At 49.6% G+C, this 20,889-nt stretch carries 16 protein-coding genes; 10 read left to right on the top strand and 6 right to left on the bottom strand.

Features of this window, described 5'->3' with window-relative positions:
- Nucleotides 1-25 precede the first annotated feature (25 nt).
- Nucleotides 26-544 (bottom strand): Rieske (2Fe-2S) protein, encoded by a 519-nt coding sequence (locus tag AAC022_RS23145; RefSeq protein ID WP_339734931.1) that lies wholly within the window; start codon nt 542-544, stop codon nt 26-28.
- 480 nt (nt 545-1,024) lie between these two features.
- Nucleotides 1,025-1,522 (bottom strand): HEAT repeat domain-containing protein, encoded by a 498-nt coding sequence (locus AAC022_RS23150; RefSeq protein ID WP_339734933.1) that lies wholly within the window; start codon nt 1,520-1,522, stop codon nt 1,025-1,027.
- Between the two features lie 91 nt (nt 1,523-1,613).
- On the opposite strand from AAC022_RS23150, the gene AAC022_RS23155 reads away from it, so the two are divergent.
- From AAC022_RS23155 to AAC022_RS23165, 3 genes are all read left to right on the top strand, one after another.
- The gene (locus AAC022_RS23155) at nt 1,614-2,003 is read left to right on the top strand and encodes a hypothetical protein (RefSeq protein WP_339734934.1); all 390 of its coding nucleotides are present in this window, start codon (nt 1,614-1,616) and stop codon (nt 2,001-2,003) included.
- Nucleotides 2,004-3,091: 1,088 nt separating this feature from the next.
- A complete protein-coding gene (locus AAC022_RS23160; protein ID WP_339734935.1) occupies nt 3,092-4,453 on the top strand; it encodes a hypothetical protein in 1,362 nt (453 codons plus the stop codon).
- A 38-nt stretch (nt 4,454-4,491) separates the two neighbouring features.
- Nucleotides 4,492-5,253: a polyprenol monophosphomannose synthase gene (locus tag AAC022_RS23165; RefSeq protein ID WP_339734937.1), complete on the top strand. Its 762-nt coding sequence runs from the start codon at nt 4,492-4,494 to the stop codon at nt 5,251-5,253.
- 26 nt (nt 5,254-5,279) lie between these two features.
- Here AAC022_RS23165 and panB read toward each other — a convergent pair whose 3' ends face one another.
- Nucleotides 5,280-6,095, bottom strand: a complete 816-nt coding sequence (panB, locus tag AAC022_RS23170) for a 3-methyl-2-oxobutanoate hydroxymethyltransferase (protein ID WP_339734939.1) — start codon at nt 6,093-6,095, stop codon at nt 5,280-5,282.
- A gap of 649 nt (nt 6,096-6,744) precedes the next feature.
- Between panB and AAC022_RS23175 the strand changes: the two genes are divergently transcribed.
- The 4 genes from AAC022_RS23175 (at nt 6,745) to AAC022_RS23190 (ending at nt 11,280) form a co-directional block, all read left to right on the top strand.
- Complete coding sequence (locus AAC022_RS23175; RefSeq protein ID WP_339734941.1) at nt 6,745-7,797, top strand: FAD-dependent oxidoreductase; 1,053 nt, start codon at nt 6,745-6,747, stop codon at nt 7,795-7,797.
- 55 nt (nt 7,798-7,852) lie between these two features.
- A complete protein-coding gene (locus tag AAC022_RS23180; RefSeq protein ID WP_339734943.1) occupies nt 7,853-8,992 on the top strand; it encodes a Xaa-Pro peptidase family protein in 1,140 nt (379 codons plus the stop codon).
- Nucleotides 8,993-9,103: 111 nt separating this feature from the next.
- Nucleotides 9,104-10,294 carry an 8-amino-7-oxononanoate synthase gene (gene bioF, locus AAC022_RS23185; protein ID WP_339734945.1) on the top strand — a complete coding sequence of 397 codons (1,191 nt, stop codon included), beginning with the start codon at nt 9,104-9,106 and terminating at the stop codon, nt 10,292-10,294.
- Between the two features lie 89 nt (nt 10,295-10,383).
- On the top strand, nt 10,384-11,280 hold the full coding sequence (locus AAC022_RS23190) for an alpha/beta fold hydrolase (RefSeq protein ID WP_339734947.1): 897 nt from the start codon (nt 10,384-10,386) through the stop codon (nt 11,278-11,280).
- Nucleotides 11,281-11,301: 21 nt separating this feature from the next.
- Here AAC022_RS23190 and AAC022_RS23195 read toward each other — a convergent pair whose 3' ends face one another.
- From AAC022_RS23195 to AAC022_RS23205, 3 genes are all read right to left on the bottom strand, one after another.
- Nucleotides 11,302-12,555: a DEAD/DEAH box helicase gene (locus tag AAC022_RS23195; RefSeq protein WP_339734950.1), complete on the bottom strand. Its 1,254-nt coding sequence runs from the start codon at nt 12,553-12,555 to the stop codon at nt 11,302-11,304.
- 66 nt (nt 12,556-12,621) lie between these two features.
- On the bottom strand, nt 12,622-14,619 hold the full coding sequence (gene ftsH, locus AAC022_RS23200) for an ATP-dependent zinc metalloprotease FtsH (RefSeq protein WP_339734952.1): 1,998 nt from the start codon (nt 14,617-14,619) through the stop codon (nt 12,622-12,624).
- Nucleotides 14,620-14,910: 291 nt separating this feature from the next.
- On the bottom strand, nt 14,911-15,753 hold the full coding sequence (locus tag AAC022_RS23205; RefSeq protein ID WP_339734954.1) for a glycosyltransferase family 2 protein: 843 nt from the start codon (nt 15,751-15,753) through the stop codon (nt 14,911-14,913).
- A gap of 240 nt (nt 15,754-15,993) precedes the next feature.
- On the opposite strand from AAC022_RS23205, the gene AAC022_RS23210 reads away from it, so the two are divergent.
- The 3 genes from AAC022_RS23210 (at nt 15,994) to AAC022_RS23220 (ending at nt 20,880) form a co-directional block, all read left to right on the top strand.
- A complete protein-coding gene (locus AAC022_RS23210; protein WP_339734956.1) occupies nt 15,994-17,172 on the top strand; it encodes an aldose 1-epimerase family protein in 1,179 nt (392 codons plus the stop codon).
- A 496-nt stretch (nt 17,173-17,668) separates the two neighbouring features.
- The gene (locus tag AAC022_RS23215) at nt 17,669-19,585 is read left to right on the top strand and encodes a 30S ribosomal protein S1 (RefSeq protein ID WP_339734957.1); all 1,917 of its coding nucleotides are present in this window, start codon (nt 17,669-17,671) and stop codon (nt 19,583-19,585) included.
- A gap of 455 nt (nt 19,586-20,040) precedes the next feature.
- Nucleotides 20,041-20,880 (top strand): RNA polymerase sigma factor RpoD/SigA, encoded by an 840-nt coding sequence (locus AAC022_RS23220; protein WP_339734959.1) that lies wholly within the window; start codon nt 20,041-20,043, stop codon nt 20,878-20,880.
- Nucleotides 20,881-20,889 lie beyond the last annotated feature (9 nt).

Below are 20,889 nucleotides of genomic sequence, written 5' to 3' on the forward strand. Positions count from 1 at the left end.
CAGGAGCAAGGCATGGCATGCCGAGTCAGCCTAAAGGAATTTTTTCTGAAATGCCGGTCTCGAATTTTTGGAATTCGACGACAACCCACTGCTCGCCGCGTACTTTCTTCAGCGACGTTTTCAAATCATCCATTCCACGGGGCTGAGGACCACTGACCATGGCACCATCTGTCTGAAATGTGGCTGCATGGCAGGGACAGAAAAATTCTTCGTCGCCGGGCACATAATCGATCACACAGCCTAGATGCGGGCAAGTGGATGAGAAAGCGGTTACTGTTCCGTCCTGGGCTTTTGTGATCCAGACCGATCCGATCGGGCCAGAAGGATATTTCGTCCAGGCATCCTCGCGCTGGTCGATGATGGAGAATCGCTGGGGAACTCCTGGTTCCAGATCTTTCAGTTTGGCCAGTTGGTAGGTCTTCTCTTCTTGTTGACCGCGCTTGAGAGTCGAAAGCAGAAAGCCTAATCCAGGCACCGCTAGAACAGTGGCGTAGACGGCACCTAAAACACCAGTGCAGTATTTGAGGAATTTTCGACGTCGCATGGTGAGAACCTTCAAATCTGAAAAGCCGGTTGTTGATCAGTAGTCCGGGTATCACTATTTGATTTCTGAATCAAACAACAAGTGCCTTTTAAGGGTAACAGTTTAGTTTTGTTCAATTTCGAACAGTAATACGTCTGTCGTACTTTTCGCTGGCAGGGTGCTTCTCGTTTTTAGTGAGTCGCTGGTGAGGAGGGAAGTAACAATCTACTTTTCCGAAACGGTAATTTTTAAGTTTCCGTTATTGCTGGAAGGCTGGCTCTATCCTAACAAATCATACAAGGGTTTACGAATGTTTATTTTAAGTCTAATGGTTTCATGTCTTTAAGACAATGAATTTAGCTAATTCGGATTATACTGTCCAGAATAGAGGAAGTACAATCCCTGATTCTTGAATTCACTCAGACTATAAAAAAAACGGCTCCCCGATTTGGGAAGCCGTTTTCATCTTTAGTTCAGTCAAACTGAAGTCTTGATTGAGAACTAGTCAATCAGGCCGAACAGGTTTGACAGGCTGTTTCCGCTCAGACGGCGAGACTGTTTCCGGTCTTGCATACGGCTGGGGAAGTAAGCCTTAGGATCTGATGTTGGAGCAGGAGCTGCAGGAGCTGCTGATGGTGAGCATCCAGCAGGAGCACAACCAGTGTGACAGCAAGGTGTGTCACAGCAACCTTCAACAACTTCGTATCCACAGAGTTCCAGAGCCTGAGTTGCTTCACGAACAACTTTGCGGTCGCAATCGCCCAGAGCACAAGTCAGAGCAGCTGTCAGCTCAGGTGAGCAGCAGCAGTCATTCTTGCGAAGCTGGTCGCCGATTTCATCAGCAGCTTTAGCACGAACACGTTCGTCAGCGTCGTTCAAAGCGTAGATGAAAGCACACATGATCTCAGGATTGCATTCGCAAGTGAATTTGTCACCCAGTTTGTGGATTGCTTTGCGACGGTGTTTGGCGTAGCAAGCAGTCTGAGACTGGTAGATCAATTCTGCGATTTCGCATGGATCTGCGTTGCAGCAAGGTTTTTCGTTGCAGCAAGACTGAGCAGCTGGTGCAGCACAGGTCTTTGGAGCTGGTGTGCATGCTTTTGGAGCAGGAGCACAGCAAGCCTTTGGAGCTGGTGCGGCACATGCTTTAGGAGCAGGAGCACAGCAGGCCTTTGGAGCTGGTGCGGCACATGCTTTAGGAGCAGGAGCACAGCAAGCCTTTGGAGCTGGTGCGGCACATGCTTTTGGAGCAGGAGCACAGCAAGCTTTTGGAGCTGGTGCGGCACATGCTTTAGGAGCTGGTGTGCAGCATCCTTTGCCGGTATTACATCCGGTGTTGCATGTATTGCAGCTAGATTCAGAATTGCAGCAGCGTTTTTTGAACCAGCCACGCAGACGGCGAGCAGGCTTGCAACAAGCAGGAGCCGTTTCACCACAGCAAGGTGGTTTAATTGAGGAACACCGACGTTGGTACGTATAAACGTTGGCTTCACAGGGTTTGGTAATAGTGGGTTTACAACACTCGGGTTGACAGTTCGAGGCACATTCACAGCTCTTTGCAGCCCCGCAATTAAGCGAAAGGTCAAAAAGATCTGCTTGTGCAACGGCATTCATCCCCAATGCCACTACAAATGCACTTAACAGACTAATCCATTTCATAGAACAGCGTCTCCTTCTTGGGTCGATTCCTGACCATCATAGACAGATTGATGTGCCTCTTTTGTCACATCACACATTGGTTTACGGCGCGAATTTTGTTTTGTTTCTTTTGGGACTTCTTTCAGTCCAAGTTGACATCATCAATTCACGCTGGCTTGAGCCTTAAAGGAATTGTGACTTACAATTCCTTTACAATAATCTTCTTAATTTCGATTGCGGTCGATGCTCTTGCGAGCACTGGCCTAATTCACATCCGAATCGTTTCCTTCGATCATTCAGATGCGAATTCTCATTGCGACTGCTACAAATTATCGGCGTGCTGTTATTATCCCTTGAATGTCTCAAGTCATTATCAGACAAAAAGGTTACGTCATTTTTCATAGGGTTATTCGCATCGTACCGGTTGGTTAATTTGGGAGAGATTTGCGATGGTTCGAGTGCAGAAACACCCCTTGAAATGTGTAAGACTGGGATATTTGTGTGGCAGAGGGGGATTTGTATTAGACGGTTGCGGCTATGCCTAATGTGAGGAGGGACCCGTTCCTGTCAGCTCTATTTGTTGGATGGTTTGCGATATCGTACTCTTGAGTCCGTTGCAACTGAGGGCCGCAAAGTTTGACTAACTAGCCTGAATCCTGTTCAAACTTTGCCGGTCAACACCTTCTGAAGCAATCGCAACTGATTTTTTCTCTTTTCCTGCTGGTCAGTATGCTCAGGTAGTGGGAGTTGTATCTGGAAATAAACTTATACAGTTTCGGCCGGTCCTGACTGGTACTTTCCGGGTGCCACTCTCGCCTGGTCATTGTCAAAGGCTTTTGATTGTATCAATTGAACAAACCTTGCTTTTGACAAATTCAGCGTGCATAATGTGATAGAGTATTTCCAGTCGGGCCCAAAGGAGAAAAACAAATGCGGTATCTTCTCATTTTGAGCGCGACTTGTATCTTTATGGTGCTTCCCGAACCGGTTGCCGCTCAGCGGCATCACTCTGGACATGGGCATCATCACGGTTATTCGCAGCACCACCAATCGTACCCGCGTTATTACGGTCGTACGTGGCCTAATCCTGGTTGGTCGGTCAGTGGTCGCTCCGGGAATGTTGCTTATAACTTTTCGTTTGGCGGCAATTCCTACTATGGCGATCCGTGGGGCCCCTATTTCTATAACCGCTTTGGTTATTACAATACGGAAGCCTTTATTGCTGGCAATCCTGTCCAGTTTTCCAATGGTTATTCCTTAAACGGCTTTTATCCCATTCTCCCTGGTCAAGGATATTCGCCCCCGGCGGTATATCCCTATAGCAATGTGCCGGGCGTCATTCCGAGTTTGCCCGCGCATCCACAATGGAATGACCCCAACGCTGCCAGCAATGTGCCGTTGAACCAGGCGTTAAAGAATGATCTGGATCGCTGGAACGACAAGAACTATTTGCCTGAGCCCTCAAGAAAGATTCAGAGATATGTCATTCCCTCCACGCGTCACGCGAAAGAATTGAGTCTGCGTAATCAAGTGAAAGGGGATGAATACTTTAAGAAACTGGATTACCGCAGAGCCTATGATCGCTATAAGCTGGCGGCGTCTCTGGCAAAAGATCTTGCGACGCCCCATTTCAAAAAGGGATTTGCCCTTGTTGCATTAACACAATATGACCGTGCAGCCTATGAATTTAAACAGGGACTGGCACTTGACCCTACCTGGCCTGCGACCGGCGAAAGTCTGAGCGCACTATTTGGTCCAGATCATCTGATTGCGAAAGATTCGATGCTGCATCAGGTCGCTGAGTGGGTTCAGAAAGATATTCGTGATCCCGAACGGCTGTTTGTATTTGGCGTGGTGTTACATTTTAACGGTCAGGTAGAACAGGCAAATGATGTGTTCAGAACCGCGGCTCGTCTGGCGGGGCGTGGTGATCATTTCCTGGCGTTTCTGGATCCCAAACCAGCAGTCGGGAAACAGCAGATGATCCCACAGAAAGGCGGCCCTTCCGGGCATGTTGTCGATCCGGCGAAAACCCGTCCTCCCGCATTTGAAGCACCCAAACAGCAACCGCAGCTGAAACCACAGGGAACATCGCGGTCAGCTCCGATTTCCAAACCACTGGCTTTACCGCCGCCTCCAATGAAACAGAGGGCACCACAGCTTAATAATCAGATTAACAATCAGTCTCTACCTCCGCTTCCCAAAGACGCCGGTACACCGGGCGAACCGTTGATTCCTCTTCCCGAGCCTGCTAAAAGTCAACAACCACCGTTGTTGATACCTCCACAATAATAGAACACCTCTTTTAATTTCCGGGCTCGATACAACTGATGACTGATTCTGACACTTCCCGACTGTTAGTGACATTATGCACTTATAACGAGCGCGAAAACCTGGAATTGCTGATTCCGGAGATTCATAACTTTCTGCCCGAGGCTCATATTCTGGTGATAGATGATAATTCACCAGATGGGACCGGAGAATATGCGAAAGAGCTGGGACAAGCCGATCCTCGGATTCATTCGATCCATCGCGCCGGTAAATTAGGGCTGGGAACCGCGACCATCGCCGGTTTTCGGTACGCGATTGAAAACAAATACGATCTGGTATTGAATCTGGATGCTGATTTCAGCCATCCTCCACGGTTCATGCCCGATTTGGTGGAAGCAACCAAATCGGCTGATGTCGCCATTGGTTCGCGTTATATACCGGGCGGTAAGATCGAAGGCTGGGGGCCGAAACGTTATTTTATGAGTGGGGCTATCAACTGGTATGCCCGTTTATTGCTGCGTCTGAAATCACGAGACTGCAGCGGCAGTTTTCGTTGCTATCGCGTTCCCAAACTGGCCGAGATCGATTTCGCCTTGCTGCGGGCCAAAGGGTATGCCTTTCAGGAAGAGATTCTCTATCGCTGTCGTCGCGTGGGATGTACGTTTAAGGAAGTCCCCTTCACCTTCGAAGAACGCCGCTATGGTAGCTCCAAGATCAATATGGGAGAAGGATTTTCTGCGTTATGGGTGATGTTCGTGCTGGGCATTGATAACTGCCTGGGGAAACGGGTCCGTGCGCTTCCCTCAGAGTCTTCAAAATAAACGGCTGATTCCTCGTCGGACTAGCCTTATGAATGGCTGTGAGGCTCGTCTGGGAATGCCCCTTCGCGGACTTCATTCGCATACGCTTGCACGGCGGTCGTCATTTCTGCCGCGAAGTTGGCGTATTTCTTTAAGAACCGTGGATGAAAATCGGGATTCATTCCCAGCATATCCGGCGTGACGAGTACCTGACCGTCACAGCCCGGTCCGGAGCCGATGCCAATTGTGGGGACCGTGACGGTGTCCGTGATTTTTTGTGCGATGGGCGCGGTAATCATTTCGAGCAGAATTCCGAAGGCCCCTGCTCTTTCTGCAGCCAGCGCATCGGCGATGAGCTGGTCTTCGTCCCGTTGAATTTTGCCCATGCTCCCTATTGCACGCACGGATTGTGGTTTGAGGCCCAGGTGTGCCATCACGGGAATGTCGGCAGATGCGATGGCTTCGATGGTCTTTGCCTGATTCACGCCCCCTTCGAGTTTGACGGCATCTGCGCCAGTCTCCTTCAGAATGCGTCCTGCATTTTCCAATGCCTGTGCAGGAGAGACATGAAACGACATGAAAGGCATGTCGACAATGATCAGAGCCCGCTGAACAGCGCGGGCTACCATTTCGCCGTGGTAGATCATCTCATCTACGGTCACCGGCAGTGTTGTGCTCTTGCCCTGAACGACCATTCCTAAAGTGTCGCCTACCAGCAGGCAGTCTAAGCCAGCTTCATCCAAAATTTTTGCTGACAGAAAATCGTAGGCTGTCAGCATGGTGATTTTCTGCTTTTTTTCCTTAGCAGCCAGAAATCGGGGGACCGTAAACTTTTTAGGCCGTGCGGGGGACGCATTCGACACGGAACTCTCCTTAAATGACATCACTTGTCTGGCATAACAGCCAAAACTAAGTCAGTTACGTACTACGATAGTAGACATTTTATCGCAGTTGAGGCTCCACAATAGGAGAACTGAGTCCTGATTCGCAAGACTGAGGTCTGCTTTTCTTCAAAAACAGATTGGGCACAGCGACTGTAGTATTTTGCACCGTATTATATTGCAACACCTGTTGCATTATGCACCGCATTCTTTGGGGGCCATTTTCCTGTTAGGAACTACATAAAGTTGTAAAGGCCTGATTTTAAGCGGCTTACAGACAAAATTGCACAAAAGTTTCTGAATGGTATGGCTTGTGCAATAGTACTATATCAGCGATGGTGGCAAGCGTTGGCCCGCACTTGCTCCATTCAGCACAGAAAAGGTGCTTCAGTCATTCACATGATTCGAAGCACCTTTTTTTTATTTCTCCCTCCTGATTTTCTGCCTCTGCTTAAAAACGAGCCCTTTCCCCTTCTGGAATTCCTGCCCTGACTTCATTAGGATTGTGACACACGCCAGGTTCGTATGCTGGCTGTGTTTCAGAATTCCATTCCACTGGCAATTTCTCTTGTCTGAAATCGCATTTTCTGATTTCTGCCGGGGGAGTCTGCATATCAGGAGGTGACCAAACGTGCCAGAAAAAATCGTCGTAATTGGATCAGGACCCGCTGGTTGGGCCGCTTGTATTTACACATCCAGAGCAAATCTGGAACCCCTCTGTTTTGAAGGGGCTTTTACAAATGAGAATCGCCTGCAGGGGACGCTTCCATTAGGACAGTTGTCGTTAACGACGGAAGTTGAAAACTATCCCGGTTTTCCCGTCGGTAACCTCGAATCGTATTTGAATGATTCGATCGACGAACCCAAGCGAAAATTAATGGTACCGCATCTCGGGCATGGCGTGAGTGGACCGGAATTGATGTACTTAATGCGTCAGCAGGCGACGAATTTTGGGACACGGGTCGTGACCGACGACGTGGTGGATGTCGATTTTTCGTCACACCCCTTCAAGATCACGCTTTCAAATGGCGAGCCTATCGAAGCCCTGTCAGTCATTATTGCTACCGGTGCCCGGGCCAATTATCTGGGGCTTGATTCCGAAGAACGCTTCAAGAATATGGGCGTTTCCGCGTGTGCCGTCTGTGATGGCGCGATGCCTCGTTTTCGCAATCATCCTCTCGTCGTCGTTGGCGGCGGAGACAGCGCCATGGAAGAAGCCAGTTTCCTGACCAAGTTTGCTTCCAAGGTTTATCTCGTGCATCGACGCGATGAATTCCGCGCCAGTAAAATCATGGTCGATCGCGCCCTGGCCAATGAAAAGATCGAAGTGAAATGGAATTCGGTCATTGACGAGGTCTTGGGCAATGATGAAAAAGGAGTGACCGGGGTCCGTATCCGCAGCACGGTCGATGAGAATCAGACCGAAGAACTGGAAGCAACCGGTTATTTCGCCGCCATTGGTCATACGCCTAATACCAATTTTTTGAAAGGCCAGATCGATACCAACGACAAAGGTTTCATTCAGTGGAAAATTCCTTTCCGCACGAACACGAACGTTGATGGCGTTTTTGCCGCCGGTGATGTCGCCGATGACAATTACAAGCAGGCCATTACAGCCGCCGGCAGTGGCTGTATGGCGGCTCTTGATGCCGAACGCTGGCTGGTGGAAAAAGGCTTCGAGTAAACCTGGTACGCTGATTCATACTTTTTCAATCACGTCTTAAAAGGACTTCAAGATAATGCTGTCAAAAGAAGGTTGTCTGGCGCGACAGAAACGACTGTGGGAAGCTGTTCCCGACCATCTGGAATGGATTCTAATCGCGGACCCGCGTCATGTGCTTTATCTTTCGAACTTTCTCGTGCAACCCTGCAGTTTCTCGCGGGGGGAACGGGCGCTATTGCTGTTGGATCGTGACAAAGGCGTCACGTTGATCGGCGATAACTTTACACTGCGGTCCTCCTCTGCCGATTTCTTTGTCGATCATGAAGCCATCGAAACATGGTATGATCACAAACATTCGGTCGAGAATCGAGATCACGCGTTATTCAATGCATTGAAGTCAGTCGTTCCTCAATTACAGGGGCGGGCTGGTGCGATCGAAGCAGAATGGCTACCAGTTGGGGCGTTACAGGAGCTGGAAGTCACACAGACTGATACCACGCTCGAATTAGGTAGCGTGTTGCGTCAACTGCGTCGGCAGAAACATACGGATGAGATCGCGCTGATGAAGCAATGCATGCAGGCCTGTGATGCCGGTCATGCCTGTGCGCGGGAAGTGGTCGAAGCAGGCAAGACTGAGTTCGACATCTTCCGTAAAGTTCAGGCGGCTGTATTACAGGCGGCGGGACTGCCCGTGATTATTTACGGTGACTTTCGGGCTTCGACTCCTGCGGTTCCCAAAGCAGGCGGTTTGCCTTCCGGTCATGTTCTGGAAAATGGCGATCTGTTCGTTCTCGATTATTCGGTTGTGATTCACGGTTACCGGAGCGACTTTACGAACACGATCAGTGTCGGCGAACCGACGGCTGATCAGCAGAAGCTATTCGGTCTGTGCCAGGCTGCGATGCAGGGAGGCGAATCGGTTCTTAAAGCGGGAACGAAATGTGCTGATGTGCATGCGGCGACCGCGGCTCCGATCTGGGACGCCGGTTATAAAGAGAACTTCCAGCATCACGCTGGTCATGGATTGGGACTGGGGCATCCGGAAGCACCGATTCTCGTGCCGGAAAGCACCGATGTGCTGCTGGCGGGGGATGTGATCACGCTCGAGCCCGGCGTTTATGTGGAAGGCATTGGTGGAATGCGGATCGAGCATAACTACCTGATTACGGACGACGGATTCGAACGGCTCAGTAATCATGTCATTTCGTTAACGTAAAATATTCCTGAGTGAAATTTTGAAAACAGCGTGGCCGGTTTCAGTGTGTTGATGAGCCGGTCGCCTGTTTTACTCCCAATTTTTTTTATTCTGTCAGGTGTCTCAAGCAGCATGTCCCCTCCTGAACTTCCGGAATGGATTGAAGATGACTTGCAGAAGATTCGGGACACGGGTCTGTTTCGATCACGAAGAACATTCAAGCCACTCACAGGCGGACGCTGTATGCTGGATGGTCAAACGCTGATCAATCTTTCCAGCAATGATTATCTTGATCTGGCGCATGACGACCGTCTTATTGCCGCCGCTGCATCGGCCCTGTCGGAAATGGGCGTCGGCGCGCGGGCCAGTGCTCTGGTCAGTGGGCGTACGGAATGGCATGCGAAGCTGGAAGCACAACTGGCACAATTTGAGGGAACCGAGGCGGCGATTCTGTTTCCCAGCGGTTATGCCGCCAATCTAGGCATCGTCTCTGCGTTTGCGAATGAGCAAGATACGGTTTTCTGTGATCGCTTGAACCACGCGAGTCTGATTGATGGCTGTCGGCTCTCTGGTGCCCGGTTACGCGTCTATCGGCATGACCGTCTGGAGAAGCTGAAACGTGAACTGGACAAGGTAACCGGCGATGGGAAAAAAATCATCGTCACCGATTCAGTCTTCAGCATGGATGGCAGTCTGGCTCCGCTGGTTTCACTCTGTGATCTGGCTGAGAAATTTCAGGCGATTCTGATCATTGACGAAGCGCATGCCACCGGCGTCTGGGGGGCTTCCGGTAGAGGTCTGGCGGAAGAACTCGGCGTCGAACATCGTGTGACGATTCGGATTGGTACACTCAGTAAAGCGGTCGGAGCCATGGGCGGTTTTGTGGCTGGTGCGTCTGATCTGATCGACTGGTTGTGGAATCGGGTGCGGACACAAATCTATTCAACGGCCCTGCCCCCCGCGATTTGTGCTGCGGCCTGCAAGTCACTGGAGATCATTCAGGCTGAACCGGAACGGCGGCGTGTATTGAGTGAGCGGGCGGATTTTCTGCGGAACGAACTTCAGCAGCGTACCAACGTCACGATCCCCTCGTCTGCAGGGCCGATCATTCCGGTCATTCTACAAGACCCTGGTGTGACCATGAACGTTGCGGCAGAATTGCAGGAAGCTGGCTTCCTGGTCGGTGCCATTCGGCCTCCGACGGTTCCCGAGGGGACATCTCGCCTCAGGGTTTCTGTCACTTGTGCCCATCAGCGAGACGATCTGGAGCGGTTTTTAAAAGCATTGGATCGTTCACTCGCCAGAAATGTCGAATCTCGATAAGGTAGTCAAATCAACATTATCGAATCAGAAACATCGTTCACAGGACTGTTTTTCAGCCATTCAGAATATCATTGATTAAAGACGTTTGCATGAATTTTCGTGATCAGATCAAAAATGAATATCCGTTTGAATCTCACTGGTTGAAGATCGACGGCCATCAATACCACTATCTGGATGAAGGCCAGGGGCAACCGCTGTTGATGGTTCATGGAAATCCAACCTGGAGTTTTGCCTGGCGACGGCTGGTGAAGCAGCTTTCGGCCCACTATCGTGTGATCGCCGTCGACCATATGGGGTGTGGCTTGTCCGATAAGCCGCAGGATTACTCGTACAAGTTGGAAACACACATTAACAATCTGAAAACGTTGATTCAGGAACTGGATCTGCAGAACATCACGCTGTTCGCCCATGACTGGGGCGGTGCGATTGGCATGGGCGCCGCCGTCGATCTGCCTGCACATTTTCAGCGGTTTGTGCTGATGAATACAGCGGCCTTTCGTTCCCAAGCGATTCCGCTACGGATTGCGGTCTGCCGAATACCCTTATTGGGAGCCTTGGGCGTGCGAGGGCTAAACCTGTTTTCGGGAGCCGCCGTTTCCATGGCGGTGAATAAACGGGACCGGATGACAGATGAAGTCAAAGCCGGCTTCCTCGGACCTTACGACTCGTGGCAGAATCGGGTCGCGGTTCACCAGTTTGTGAAAGACATTCCGCTGAAGCCTTCCCATCCCAGCTACGCGACGCTGCAGCATGTGGAAGAGGGTCTTGAACAGTTTCAAAACCATCCCATGCTCTTGATCTGGGGCGAGAAGGACTGGTGTTTTACGACCAACTTTTTGGACGAATTCGAACGCCGGTTTCCCCAGGCAGAAACGCTACGCATTCCCGACGCAGGACATTATGTGTTTGAAGATGCCCACGAAATTATGTTGCCCCGCATTGAAGCGTTTCTTCAAACGCAGGCATCAAGCTCGATTAAGCAGTGATACCTGCGGGAAGCTCGTCGATTAAAAGTCACCGAAGTCAGGGTTTATTAAGTGCTCAGTCGAGCCGAGATGTGACACCGTCTCGATTTCCTTGCGAGGCTTTTGCGGCTTATACGCTTCAAAACCATCGATACGAAATTCGGAAATCATATGATTAATCCGGTTTTCAATATTAGTCAACTGCTCTCCTTCATCGGGGGCCACAAAGGTATACGCGGCGCCTTTCTGATCGGAAGATAACCGGCCGACCCGCCCGATTCGGTGCACATAATCGTCACTGAATTCGGGGATATCGAAATTGATGATGTGCGAGATCCCACTGACATCAATGCCGCGTCCCATCACGTCTGTGGCAATCAACAGACGAATTTTTCCTTCACGGAAATTTTTGAGAACACGATCCCGTTTCGTCTGCGGTAAGTCACCATGAATCGCGGCGACGTCTTTGAGTTTCTTGGAAAAGATGCGATCGAGCTTATCGGCACCACGTTTGGTGCGGGTGAATACGATCGTCTGTTTGGGGCGTTCCTGAAACAGCAGCCGCGAGAGGAGTTTGATTTTGCGATTCGGGTCGACCGTGACGTAATACTGATCGATAGCGTCCACACTGACCTTGTCATCAGACAGGTCGATCATCACCGGATTCTGCATGTAGCGTTGTGCCAGACGTTCGACCGGAGGGGGTAGCGTTGCGGATAGCAGCAGGGTCTGTCGTTCTTTCGGACACTTCCGCAGGATTTTTTCAATATCGGGGCGAAAGCCGATATCCAGCATACGGTCTGCTTCATCCAGGACCATAAAACCTAATTGACCCAGTTTGAGATTCCCGCGATTGATATGATCGATCACGCGTCCCGGAGTCCCGACAGCAATCTGGGCTCCCTTTTTCAATTGATTTTCCTGGGGGCGAACAGGTTTGCCACCCACCAGCACCGCCAGATTCAGCGATTTGGAACCGCTTAATTTGCGAATTTCTGTCGCGACCTGTTCACTCAATTCTCGAGTGGGAGCCAGGATCAAAGCCTGCATGCCCGGTCGTCGGAGATCAATTTGCTGCAGTACGGGGAGTGAGAAGGCGGCTGTCTTACCGGTTCCGGTTCTCGCCTGTCCGATACAATCCTGGCCGGTGACGGCGATCGGAATCAGCTCAGCCTGGATCGGGCTGGGGGTTTCATACCCTGCCTCGCTGAGATTTTTTAAGATTTCGTCATTCAGTCCTAACTGATCGAAACGGGTTTTGGTTGTCTTTTTTTTCTGTTTTGTTGTCTGAGTCATTTCCTAATTGTTCCTGCTGAAGCAGGAGAAAACTCGCTCTCTGATGAGGCGTCTTGGATTGGCTGGTTACTCTGGCTCGCTATTGCTTTGATTGTCAGTGCCGGTTTCTTTGGCACTATCAAGTTTTGCTTGTTCCCGAACCGAAATTCCAATTAGACGCTTGATGTCATTACTGTCAATAGCCTCTTGTTCTACGAGTGCTTTTGCCAGCAGGTCAAGTTTCTCCCTGTTTTCTGTTAATATTTTTTCAGCCCGTTCTCCTGCAGTATTTAAAAAACGCTGCATTTCCTGGTCGATGACGTGGGCGGTTTCTTCACTACATTCGCCCTGTGATTTCATCTCTTTACCCAAGAACGGGTTTTCATCCGAATGGCGAAACGCCACCGGTCCTATGACATCACTCATGCCCCACTGCCCCACCATTTTCCGTGTGATCTGGGTCGCCCGTTTGATATCATCTGCTGCTCCGGCGGTATGTTCGCCGAAGACAATTCCTTCTGCAGCCCGACCACCCAACATGAATGCTAATTGAGAGTGAAGTTGCTTCTCTCCTATACTATAGCGTTCTTCATCAGGCAGGAGCTGCGTCACACCAAGTGCTCTACCACGGGGAATCACCGTGACTTTGTGAACCGGATCTATCTCCGGAAGTAACCAGGCCAATAATGCATGGCCGGCTTCGTGGTAGGCTGTCATTTCACGTTCTTTTTCACTCAGGATTTCTTCGCGTTCCGGTCCCATCAAAACACGATCCCGAGCATTATCAAAATCATCCTTATCAACCTGGTCTTTGTTGAGACGCGTTGCCGAGAGAGCCGCCTCATTCACCAGATTCTTCAGATCCGCACCAGAAAAGCCAATCGTGCCGGCAGCGATATTGTGCAAGTCGACATCCTCTGAGAGAGGAATTTTTCGCGAATGAACTTTCAGGATCGCTGCCCGTCCTTCTTTGGTGGGACGATCCACGGTGATATGTCTGTCAAAGCGTCCGGGACGCAGTAACGCCGGGTCCAGAACATCCGGACGGTTTGTGGCTGCGATGATAATCACCGCTTCATTCTGCTGGAAACCATCCATCTCACTGAGCATCTGGTTCAATGTCTGTTCGCGTTCATCGTGTCCGCCTCCGAGACCAGCGCCTCGAATTCGGCCGACGGCGTCGATTTCATCGACAAAGATGATACAGGGAGCGTTTTCCTTGGCAGTTCGAAACAAATCTCTTACGCGGCTGGCACCGACGCCGACAAACATCTGGATAAATTCTGATCCATTGATCGAATAGAAGGGGACTCCTGCCTCACCGGCGGTTGCACGCGCCAATAAGGTTTTACCGGTTCCGGGCGAACCCATCAGCAAAACGCCTTTGGGGATTTGAGCGCCCAGTCGCTGGAACTTGGCCGGTGTCTTCAGGAATTCAACTACTTCCTGTAATTCTGCTTTCGCCTGTTCCATGGCTGCCACATCGTCAAAGGTGGTCTGTTCGTCTGAAGGGCTGAACCGCTTAGCTGGACTCTTGGTGAAATTTCCAAGCATTCCGGATCCCATGGGGTCGGAAGAACGCCGCATCATGAACCAGAAGAATCCGATAATCAACAGCGGACCAATCAGCCAGGGGATGATGTAGGTGCCGATGCCGACATTGGTACTTTCCGCCTTGAACTCGACTTTCTGCTTAATTAGTTCCGGAACCAGATCTCGATCTTCTACGGGTTGTGAAGGCAGAACGGTATTGAATTCTTCTGCCAGCTTTTCCTCTTTCTTTTCCTTATCATTCGGATTCTCAGGGCGAATCTTCCACTTCCCGGTCAGAATATCGCCATGGAAATCAACGGATTCTACATTACCACGATTCAGCTCTGAGATGAAAAAACTGTAGTCAACCTTCGAGCCAGTATTTTCCGGCGAGGTTTTCATCATGATCAGACTGCCGACCACCAGAATCAGCAGGATAATCAGCCAGGGACCTGTTGAGGGAGCAGAGCTCTGAGAGTCTTTGCCTGATTTCTTTTGTGGGGCTTTGCCTTTGGGAGGATTCTCTTGGGGGTTCTCCGGAGGAGAGGCCATATGATGTTCCGTTCGTTTACTGAGATCTTTATATTTTTTAGTTGCTGATGACTGTTTTAAACATGAAGTGGCATTCACGTTGCATCAGTCGTCTGCCGGGAAATCGTCTCATCACAGTTGTGGGGGACGAATGTTTATTTCTGCAATTCAGTAATATGTTGCTGATTCTATGAGAAAATCTGTCCTGCAGGCAATGGTGGGAAGCCTGTTTTTAGAAAGGATCAGGCAAGCCGTCAGCAAAATAAGTTCTTCCAAGACGGGATGTTATTGCATTTTTTCAGGATGAGGCCACTAATCTTTCAATCCGTAACGCACAATGCACCACAGCGCTTTGACACCATCCCGCCAGCCAATTTTTTTTCCCTGATCATATGTACGACCATCGTAGCTGATCGACATTTCAAAGATACGGCACTGACGTCGCGCTACTTTTGCCGTCATCTCCGGTTCGATGCCAAACCGATTCTGGCACAGGCCAGGGGCGATTTCCTTGATGACCTCTTTTTTAAAGAGTTTGTAACAGGTTTCCATGTCGGTCAGATTGAGATTGGTAAAACAGTTCGAAAGCGTGGTCAGGAACTTGTTCCCCAGAAAATGCCAGTAATACAGTACCCGGTGAGGCTGGTCTCCCAGAAAGCGGCTGCCATAGACGACATCTGCTTTGCCTTCGATGATCGGCTGCAGGAGACGCGGGTATTCTGAGGGATCATATTCCAGGTCGGCATCCTGAATCAGCATGACGTCGCCTTGCGCTTCGAGGAATCCCGTTCTCACAGCGGCCCCTTTCCCCTGATTCACGTCATGAAAAATGGCGCGAATTTGATTGCGGGGATCTTCGTTGGTCTGTGACTGTTCTTCCAGTCGCTTCAGGATTTCCCGTGTCCCATCGGTGCTGCCATCGTCGACCAGGACCAGTTCTTTTCGAATGGGAACGGCTTTAACCTGGTCGATCAGGTTCTCAACCGTTTTACTCTCATTGAAGATCGGGATGACCACCGAGAGTAAAAAGTCTTCTGGAATGGGATAAAAACCGAGCTGTCGGCAGCCGGCTTCTCCCAGGTAAGCTTTTAATGAGTCATACCATTCGGTCGTGTACGGGTAACCGTGTTCATCCGATTGAGGAACTGGTGTCATTGAGTGGAAATCCATAATTAACTTTGATACAGAGTGGTTAAGACTTTGATAGGCTCTCTCCTGTATTATAAGTTGCAAATGGCATCTGCAAGAGGACTTTCTGATTCATTTCTGCTTTCGGTGCTGGCCAGGTTGAACAAACCGGTTTACATTATCCAGACTGTCAGGTTGATATTCTTCTTTATTTCACTCATGCCGGATATTCCGAATTTACTGATCTGTTAGATTTAAGGCGCGACTATGAAATCAACACATATTTTGTTCACTGATGTGAGTTCGCAGACTTGGGTGGAAGAAATTCTGTTGAATGCAGAGAGCCACCCCGAGTTTTCTACGAATCCCGAGTGGTCAATTCGCAAAACACAACTGCACGGCGGCTTGTCAGAAGGCGTTGATCTGATCGAGGTGAATAACGGCGCACTGCAGCTTTCGATTCTACCCACGCGGGGAATGGGGGTCTGGAAAGGAAATTGTCAGGGAATTCCACTGGAATGGCAGTCGCCTGTTAAAACGCCGGTAAATCCTGCTTTTGTCACCCTTTCAGAACGAGGCGGACTTGGTTGGTTGAGTGGCTTCAATGAGCTCATTTGTCGGTGCGGCTTGATTTCAAACGGACCTCCCGGAACCGATTCCGCCGGTAATCCACTGGAATCCGAGTTAACATTACACGGACGCATTGCCAATACGCCGGCTCATTATGTGAGTGTCGAACTTGATCCTGCTGAGGGGGGCTGGCTGAAAATTACAGGAAAAATGGAAGAAGGCATGCTGTTTGGCAGTCATTTACTGCTGGAATCAACACTCGAAACCCGCTTGGGATCAGCAGAATTCCGAATTCGCGACCGCGTTACCAATCTGGGGCCGGAACCGGCGGAGTCAGAATTGCTGTATCACATCAATGTAGGTGCTCCGTTTCTGGAGGAAGGCGCTCAATTTGCCCTGCCCTTTGAGGAAATGGCGCCCCGCGACCCACGTGCTGCAGAAGGGGTGAACGAGTTTGAAATGTATCTGGGACCCACCCCCGGTTATGCTGAACAAGCCTACTATTTTCGTCCCATCTGTGATGAGCAGGGAGATAGCCCGGCGTTATTAACTGATAGAGAGGGTGGAATGGGGATTTTGGTTAACTTTAAAAAGGCGTCTCTCCCCTGTTTTACGCTATGGAAAAATACACAGTCTGAGGCGGGCGGTTATGTCACCGGACTGGAGCCAGGGGTCAGTTTCCCGAATTTCAGGGCGGTCGAGCGGGAGCAGGAACGATTGAAAACCCTCGAGTCTGGAAGCAGCTACGAGACCGAATTCCAGATTTCTATTTTGAATACTTCAGATTCCGTTGATGAGGTCAGACAGAAAATCACGAAGTTAAGTGAAAAGAGCCAGCAAGTTATTCATGAGTCACCCCATCCCCGGTTTTCTTAAGGTCTGTTTCTGGTAATCTGATTGCAGTCGGCCGGTATTATGCATCCGAGCCAGAAAAAGACAAAAAATACAAGAAATCAGTGATTTAGTGACTTTCAGACATCTATGTGGCTGGAATTAAATCAATTGATTCTGATATATTTGCTGGACTGATCTCCTTGGTGCAAAGATCAATGTGTTGTGCATTGGCCACTTAGTGAGACATTTTGTTTTGGAGAAATTGATATTCGCTGGAATGTTGCGGGAGATTCTCTGATCTCATCGCTTTTTTCTTTCGGTTGTTAGATCGCGTTCAAAGACAAGTTGACTCAACTCTCAACTTCCTGCTCTTCATGAGCGAGTGTTTGAGACCTGTCGACAAAGAGGCGTTTTTGAAACGCTGGAACGGGTGAGCCAAAGTGAGTTCACGCCGGGTTCCGCTAACGACAAAATTTGACGGTACATTCCTGTAAGAAATTGATTTTGAAATTTTAAGTGTATTTGGATTTTTTTTAGTATGGTTGATCGTAATTTAATTCGAGAATTTAGTGTTTCTGATGAAGACCTGGACGCAGCATTTGCCGAGGTCATGCCAGAAGTGGACGAAGATGGTGTAGAAACCGATTGGGTGCTGGATGACGTCTATGCTTCCGTCTCCTGTGCTTATGATGTGAATCAGATCATTGATGGTGTGATCTTAAGCGTCGAAGGTGAAGAGGTTCTGGTCGACATCGGATTCAAGAGTGAAGGTGTCGTTCACATTGACGAGTGGTCTGAGGAAGAAGAAACTCCCAAGGCCGGTGATCAGGTTCAGGTACTGCTCGAAGAAGTCGAAGATGAATTCGGCTTGACCATGCTTTCCAAACGCAAAGCCGATCGAATTCGCGAGTGGGAAAAAGTCATTGCCACACATGCCGAAGGCGATGTGGTTTCCGGTACGGTCGTTCGCAAAATCAAAGGTGGCTTGCTCATCAATATCGGTGTTAATGTCTTCCTGCCAGCCAGCCAGGTTGATATTCGTCGTCCATCCGATATCGCCAACTATATTGGTCGCACCATTGAGTGTGTGATTCTGAAAATTGATGAAGCCCGACGAAACATTGTTGTCTCACGTCGTAAACTCATCGAAGAAAAACGTGAAAAACTCAAACAGGATCTGCTCAGCAAGATTGAAGAAGGTCAAATTGTTCAGGGCGTCGTGAAAAACATCGCCGACTTTGGTGCCTTCGTTGATCTGGGCGGTATTGACGGACTGTTACACATCACCGATATGAGTTGGGGACGTATTAACCACCCAACGGAAATCGTGAAGATTGATGACGAAATCGAAGTCATGATCTTAAGCGTTGATCGTGACAAAGAAAAAATTGCTCTCGGTCTGAAGCAGAAGTCTCCCAGCCCCTGGGAACTGGTCGAATCCAAGTACCCCGTTGGTACCAAGGTTATCGGTCACGTTGTCAACGTGATGTCTTACGGTGCATTTGTCAAACTGGAAGACGGAATCGAAGGTCTGGTTCACATCAGTGAAATGTCCTGGACCAAACGCATCAACCATCCGAGTGAACTCGTCAATATCGGTGATGAAGTCGAAGTGGTTGTACTGGGTGTCAACAAAGACAAACAGGAAATCTCTCTCGGTATGAAGCAGACTCAGTCCAATCCATGGGACGAAGTCACCAAGAAGTACCCAGAAGGTGCCAAGGTCAAAGGGACCGTTCGCAACCTCACCAATTACGGTGCCTTCATCGAACTCGAAGAAGGCGTCGACGGCTTGCTGCATGTCAGCGATATGTCTTGGACCCGTAAGATTTCTCATGCCAGCGAAGTCATGAAGAAAGGCGACGAAATCGAGTGTCTGGTAATTTCCGTAGATGAAGAGCGAAAGCGAATTGCTCTGGGACTGAAGCAACTGGCTTCCGACCCTTGGGAAACCGACATTCCTCAGAAGTATCAGCCCGGTGCCATCGTGCAAGGGGTTGTTACCAAGATCACGAACTTTGGTGTGTTCGTCGAACTGGAAGAAGAGCTGGAAGGTTTGCTTCACATCTCAGAACTGGCAGATCACAAAGTCGAAAACCCAGAGGATATCGTCAAGGTCGGCGAAGCACTGGATGTCAAAATCCTGCGTGTTGACACTGACGATCGCAAGATCGGCCTGAGCCGTAAGCTCGAAGAATCGATCGAAGAAGAACAAACGGCTGGTGAAGCCGGTGAACCAGCAACCGCTGGTGCAACTCGGAAGGAACTGCTGGGCGGAACGGGAGGAAATGCTCCTCTGTTTTCACTGCCATCTGAAACTAGTGAAGCTCCTGCAGAAGAATCAGCTGCAGAAGAGCCAGCTACAGAAGAACCAGTTGCAGAAGAACCAGTTGCAGAAGAACCAGTTGTAGAAGAGCCCGTTGCAGAAGCGAGTTCGGAAGAAAAAACTGAGTAATCTCTTTCAGTCTAAATCAGACTGAAGGTTAAATCGAAATCAAAGCGGTGGTCTTAGCGGGCCACCGCTTTTTTCGTGTCTGCAAAACGTGTGATACGACGATGATTCCAGGGATTAGATCAGCTACTCTCGATGCAATGCCTGGAGCCCGTTTCTAGGAAAAACGGTACGAATCGTTGCGTGATTGCAGGCGAAATTTACCTGATTCCTATAATCGTTACAGTTTCTGCAGAATCCTCGTTTCCTGTTCGGCTTTTCCATCCAGCCTTCAGAAACCGGCTTTGAGTTGCCGATGAGTAGGTTACGGGGTGCAAGGTGTTTCTGCCTGTGTCCTGAAAATAAATCATCGTGTCGAGAGGAAACGAGTTCCCGCGAACGGTTGCAATTATGATGGAATGCCAAGGATTTGGTTCGGCAGTTCCATTTGTCAACAACGAATAGATAACAGGTTTTCCATGCAGAAAACTGCTCGACGGCGTTCCTCTTCAGCCGTACAGAATCCGTTAGAAACATATCTTAAAGAAATCAACGAAACCGCTCTGCTCACTGCAGATGAAGAAAAAGAGCTTTCGAACCGTATCGAGAACGGTGACAAAGAAGCCCGCGATCGTATGGTGCGTGCAAATCTTCGGCTCGTTGTGAATATCGCGAGAGCGTATTCAAACAAAGGTCTGCCACTTCAGGATTTAATTGAAGAAGGCAACCTGGGACTGTTACGGGCCGTTGAAGGATTCGATCCTGAGATGGGAACCCGCTTCAGTACTTACGCCAGTTACTGGATCAAGCAGTCAATCAAACGGGCACTGGTGAATTCTGCGAAAACGATTCGCATCCCTGCCTATATGGTCGAACTTTTGACCAAATGGCGGCGTGCTACCGCTCAGCTTCAAGACACTCTGGATCGAACTCCCACGACAGAAGAAGTGGCCAAAGAACTTGATCTGCCTCCGAAGAAATTGAAAATCGTCAAGAAAGCGATTCAGCTTTATAATTCGTCACCACAGTCCGAGCAGCATGAAGCTGGCTGGTCACTGGGAGAAATGATTCCAGATGACCGCTTAAAAGGCCCAGATGTTGAGCTGGTTGAGAATGATAATCTGAAACATGTCTATCGACTGCTGAAAGAAATTCCGGAACGCGAAGCCAGCATTTTGCGGATGCGTTTTGGTCTGGACGGCGACGAACCGAAAACGCTGAAAGAGATCGGCTTGGAATTAGGTTTGACGCGGGAACGCGTGCGTCAGATCGAGAGTGAAGCACTCAAAAAACTGGCCAAGGAAATTTCCGGCGAGTAATTTCGGAAA

The sequence above is a fragment of the uncultured Gimesia sp. genome (assembly GCF_963976445.1).
GTDB lineage: Bacteria > Planctomycetota > Planctomycetia > Planctomycetales > Planctomycetaceae > Gimesia.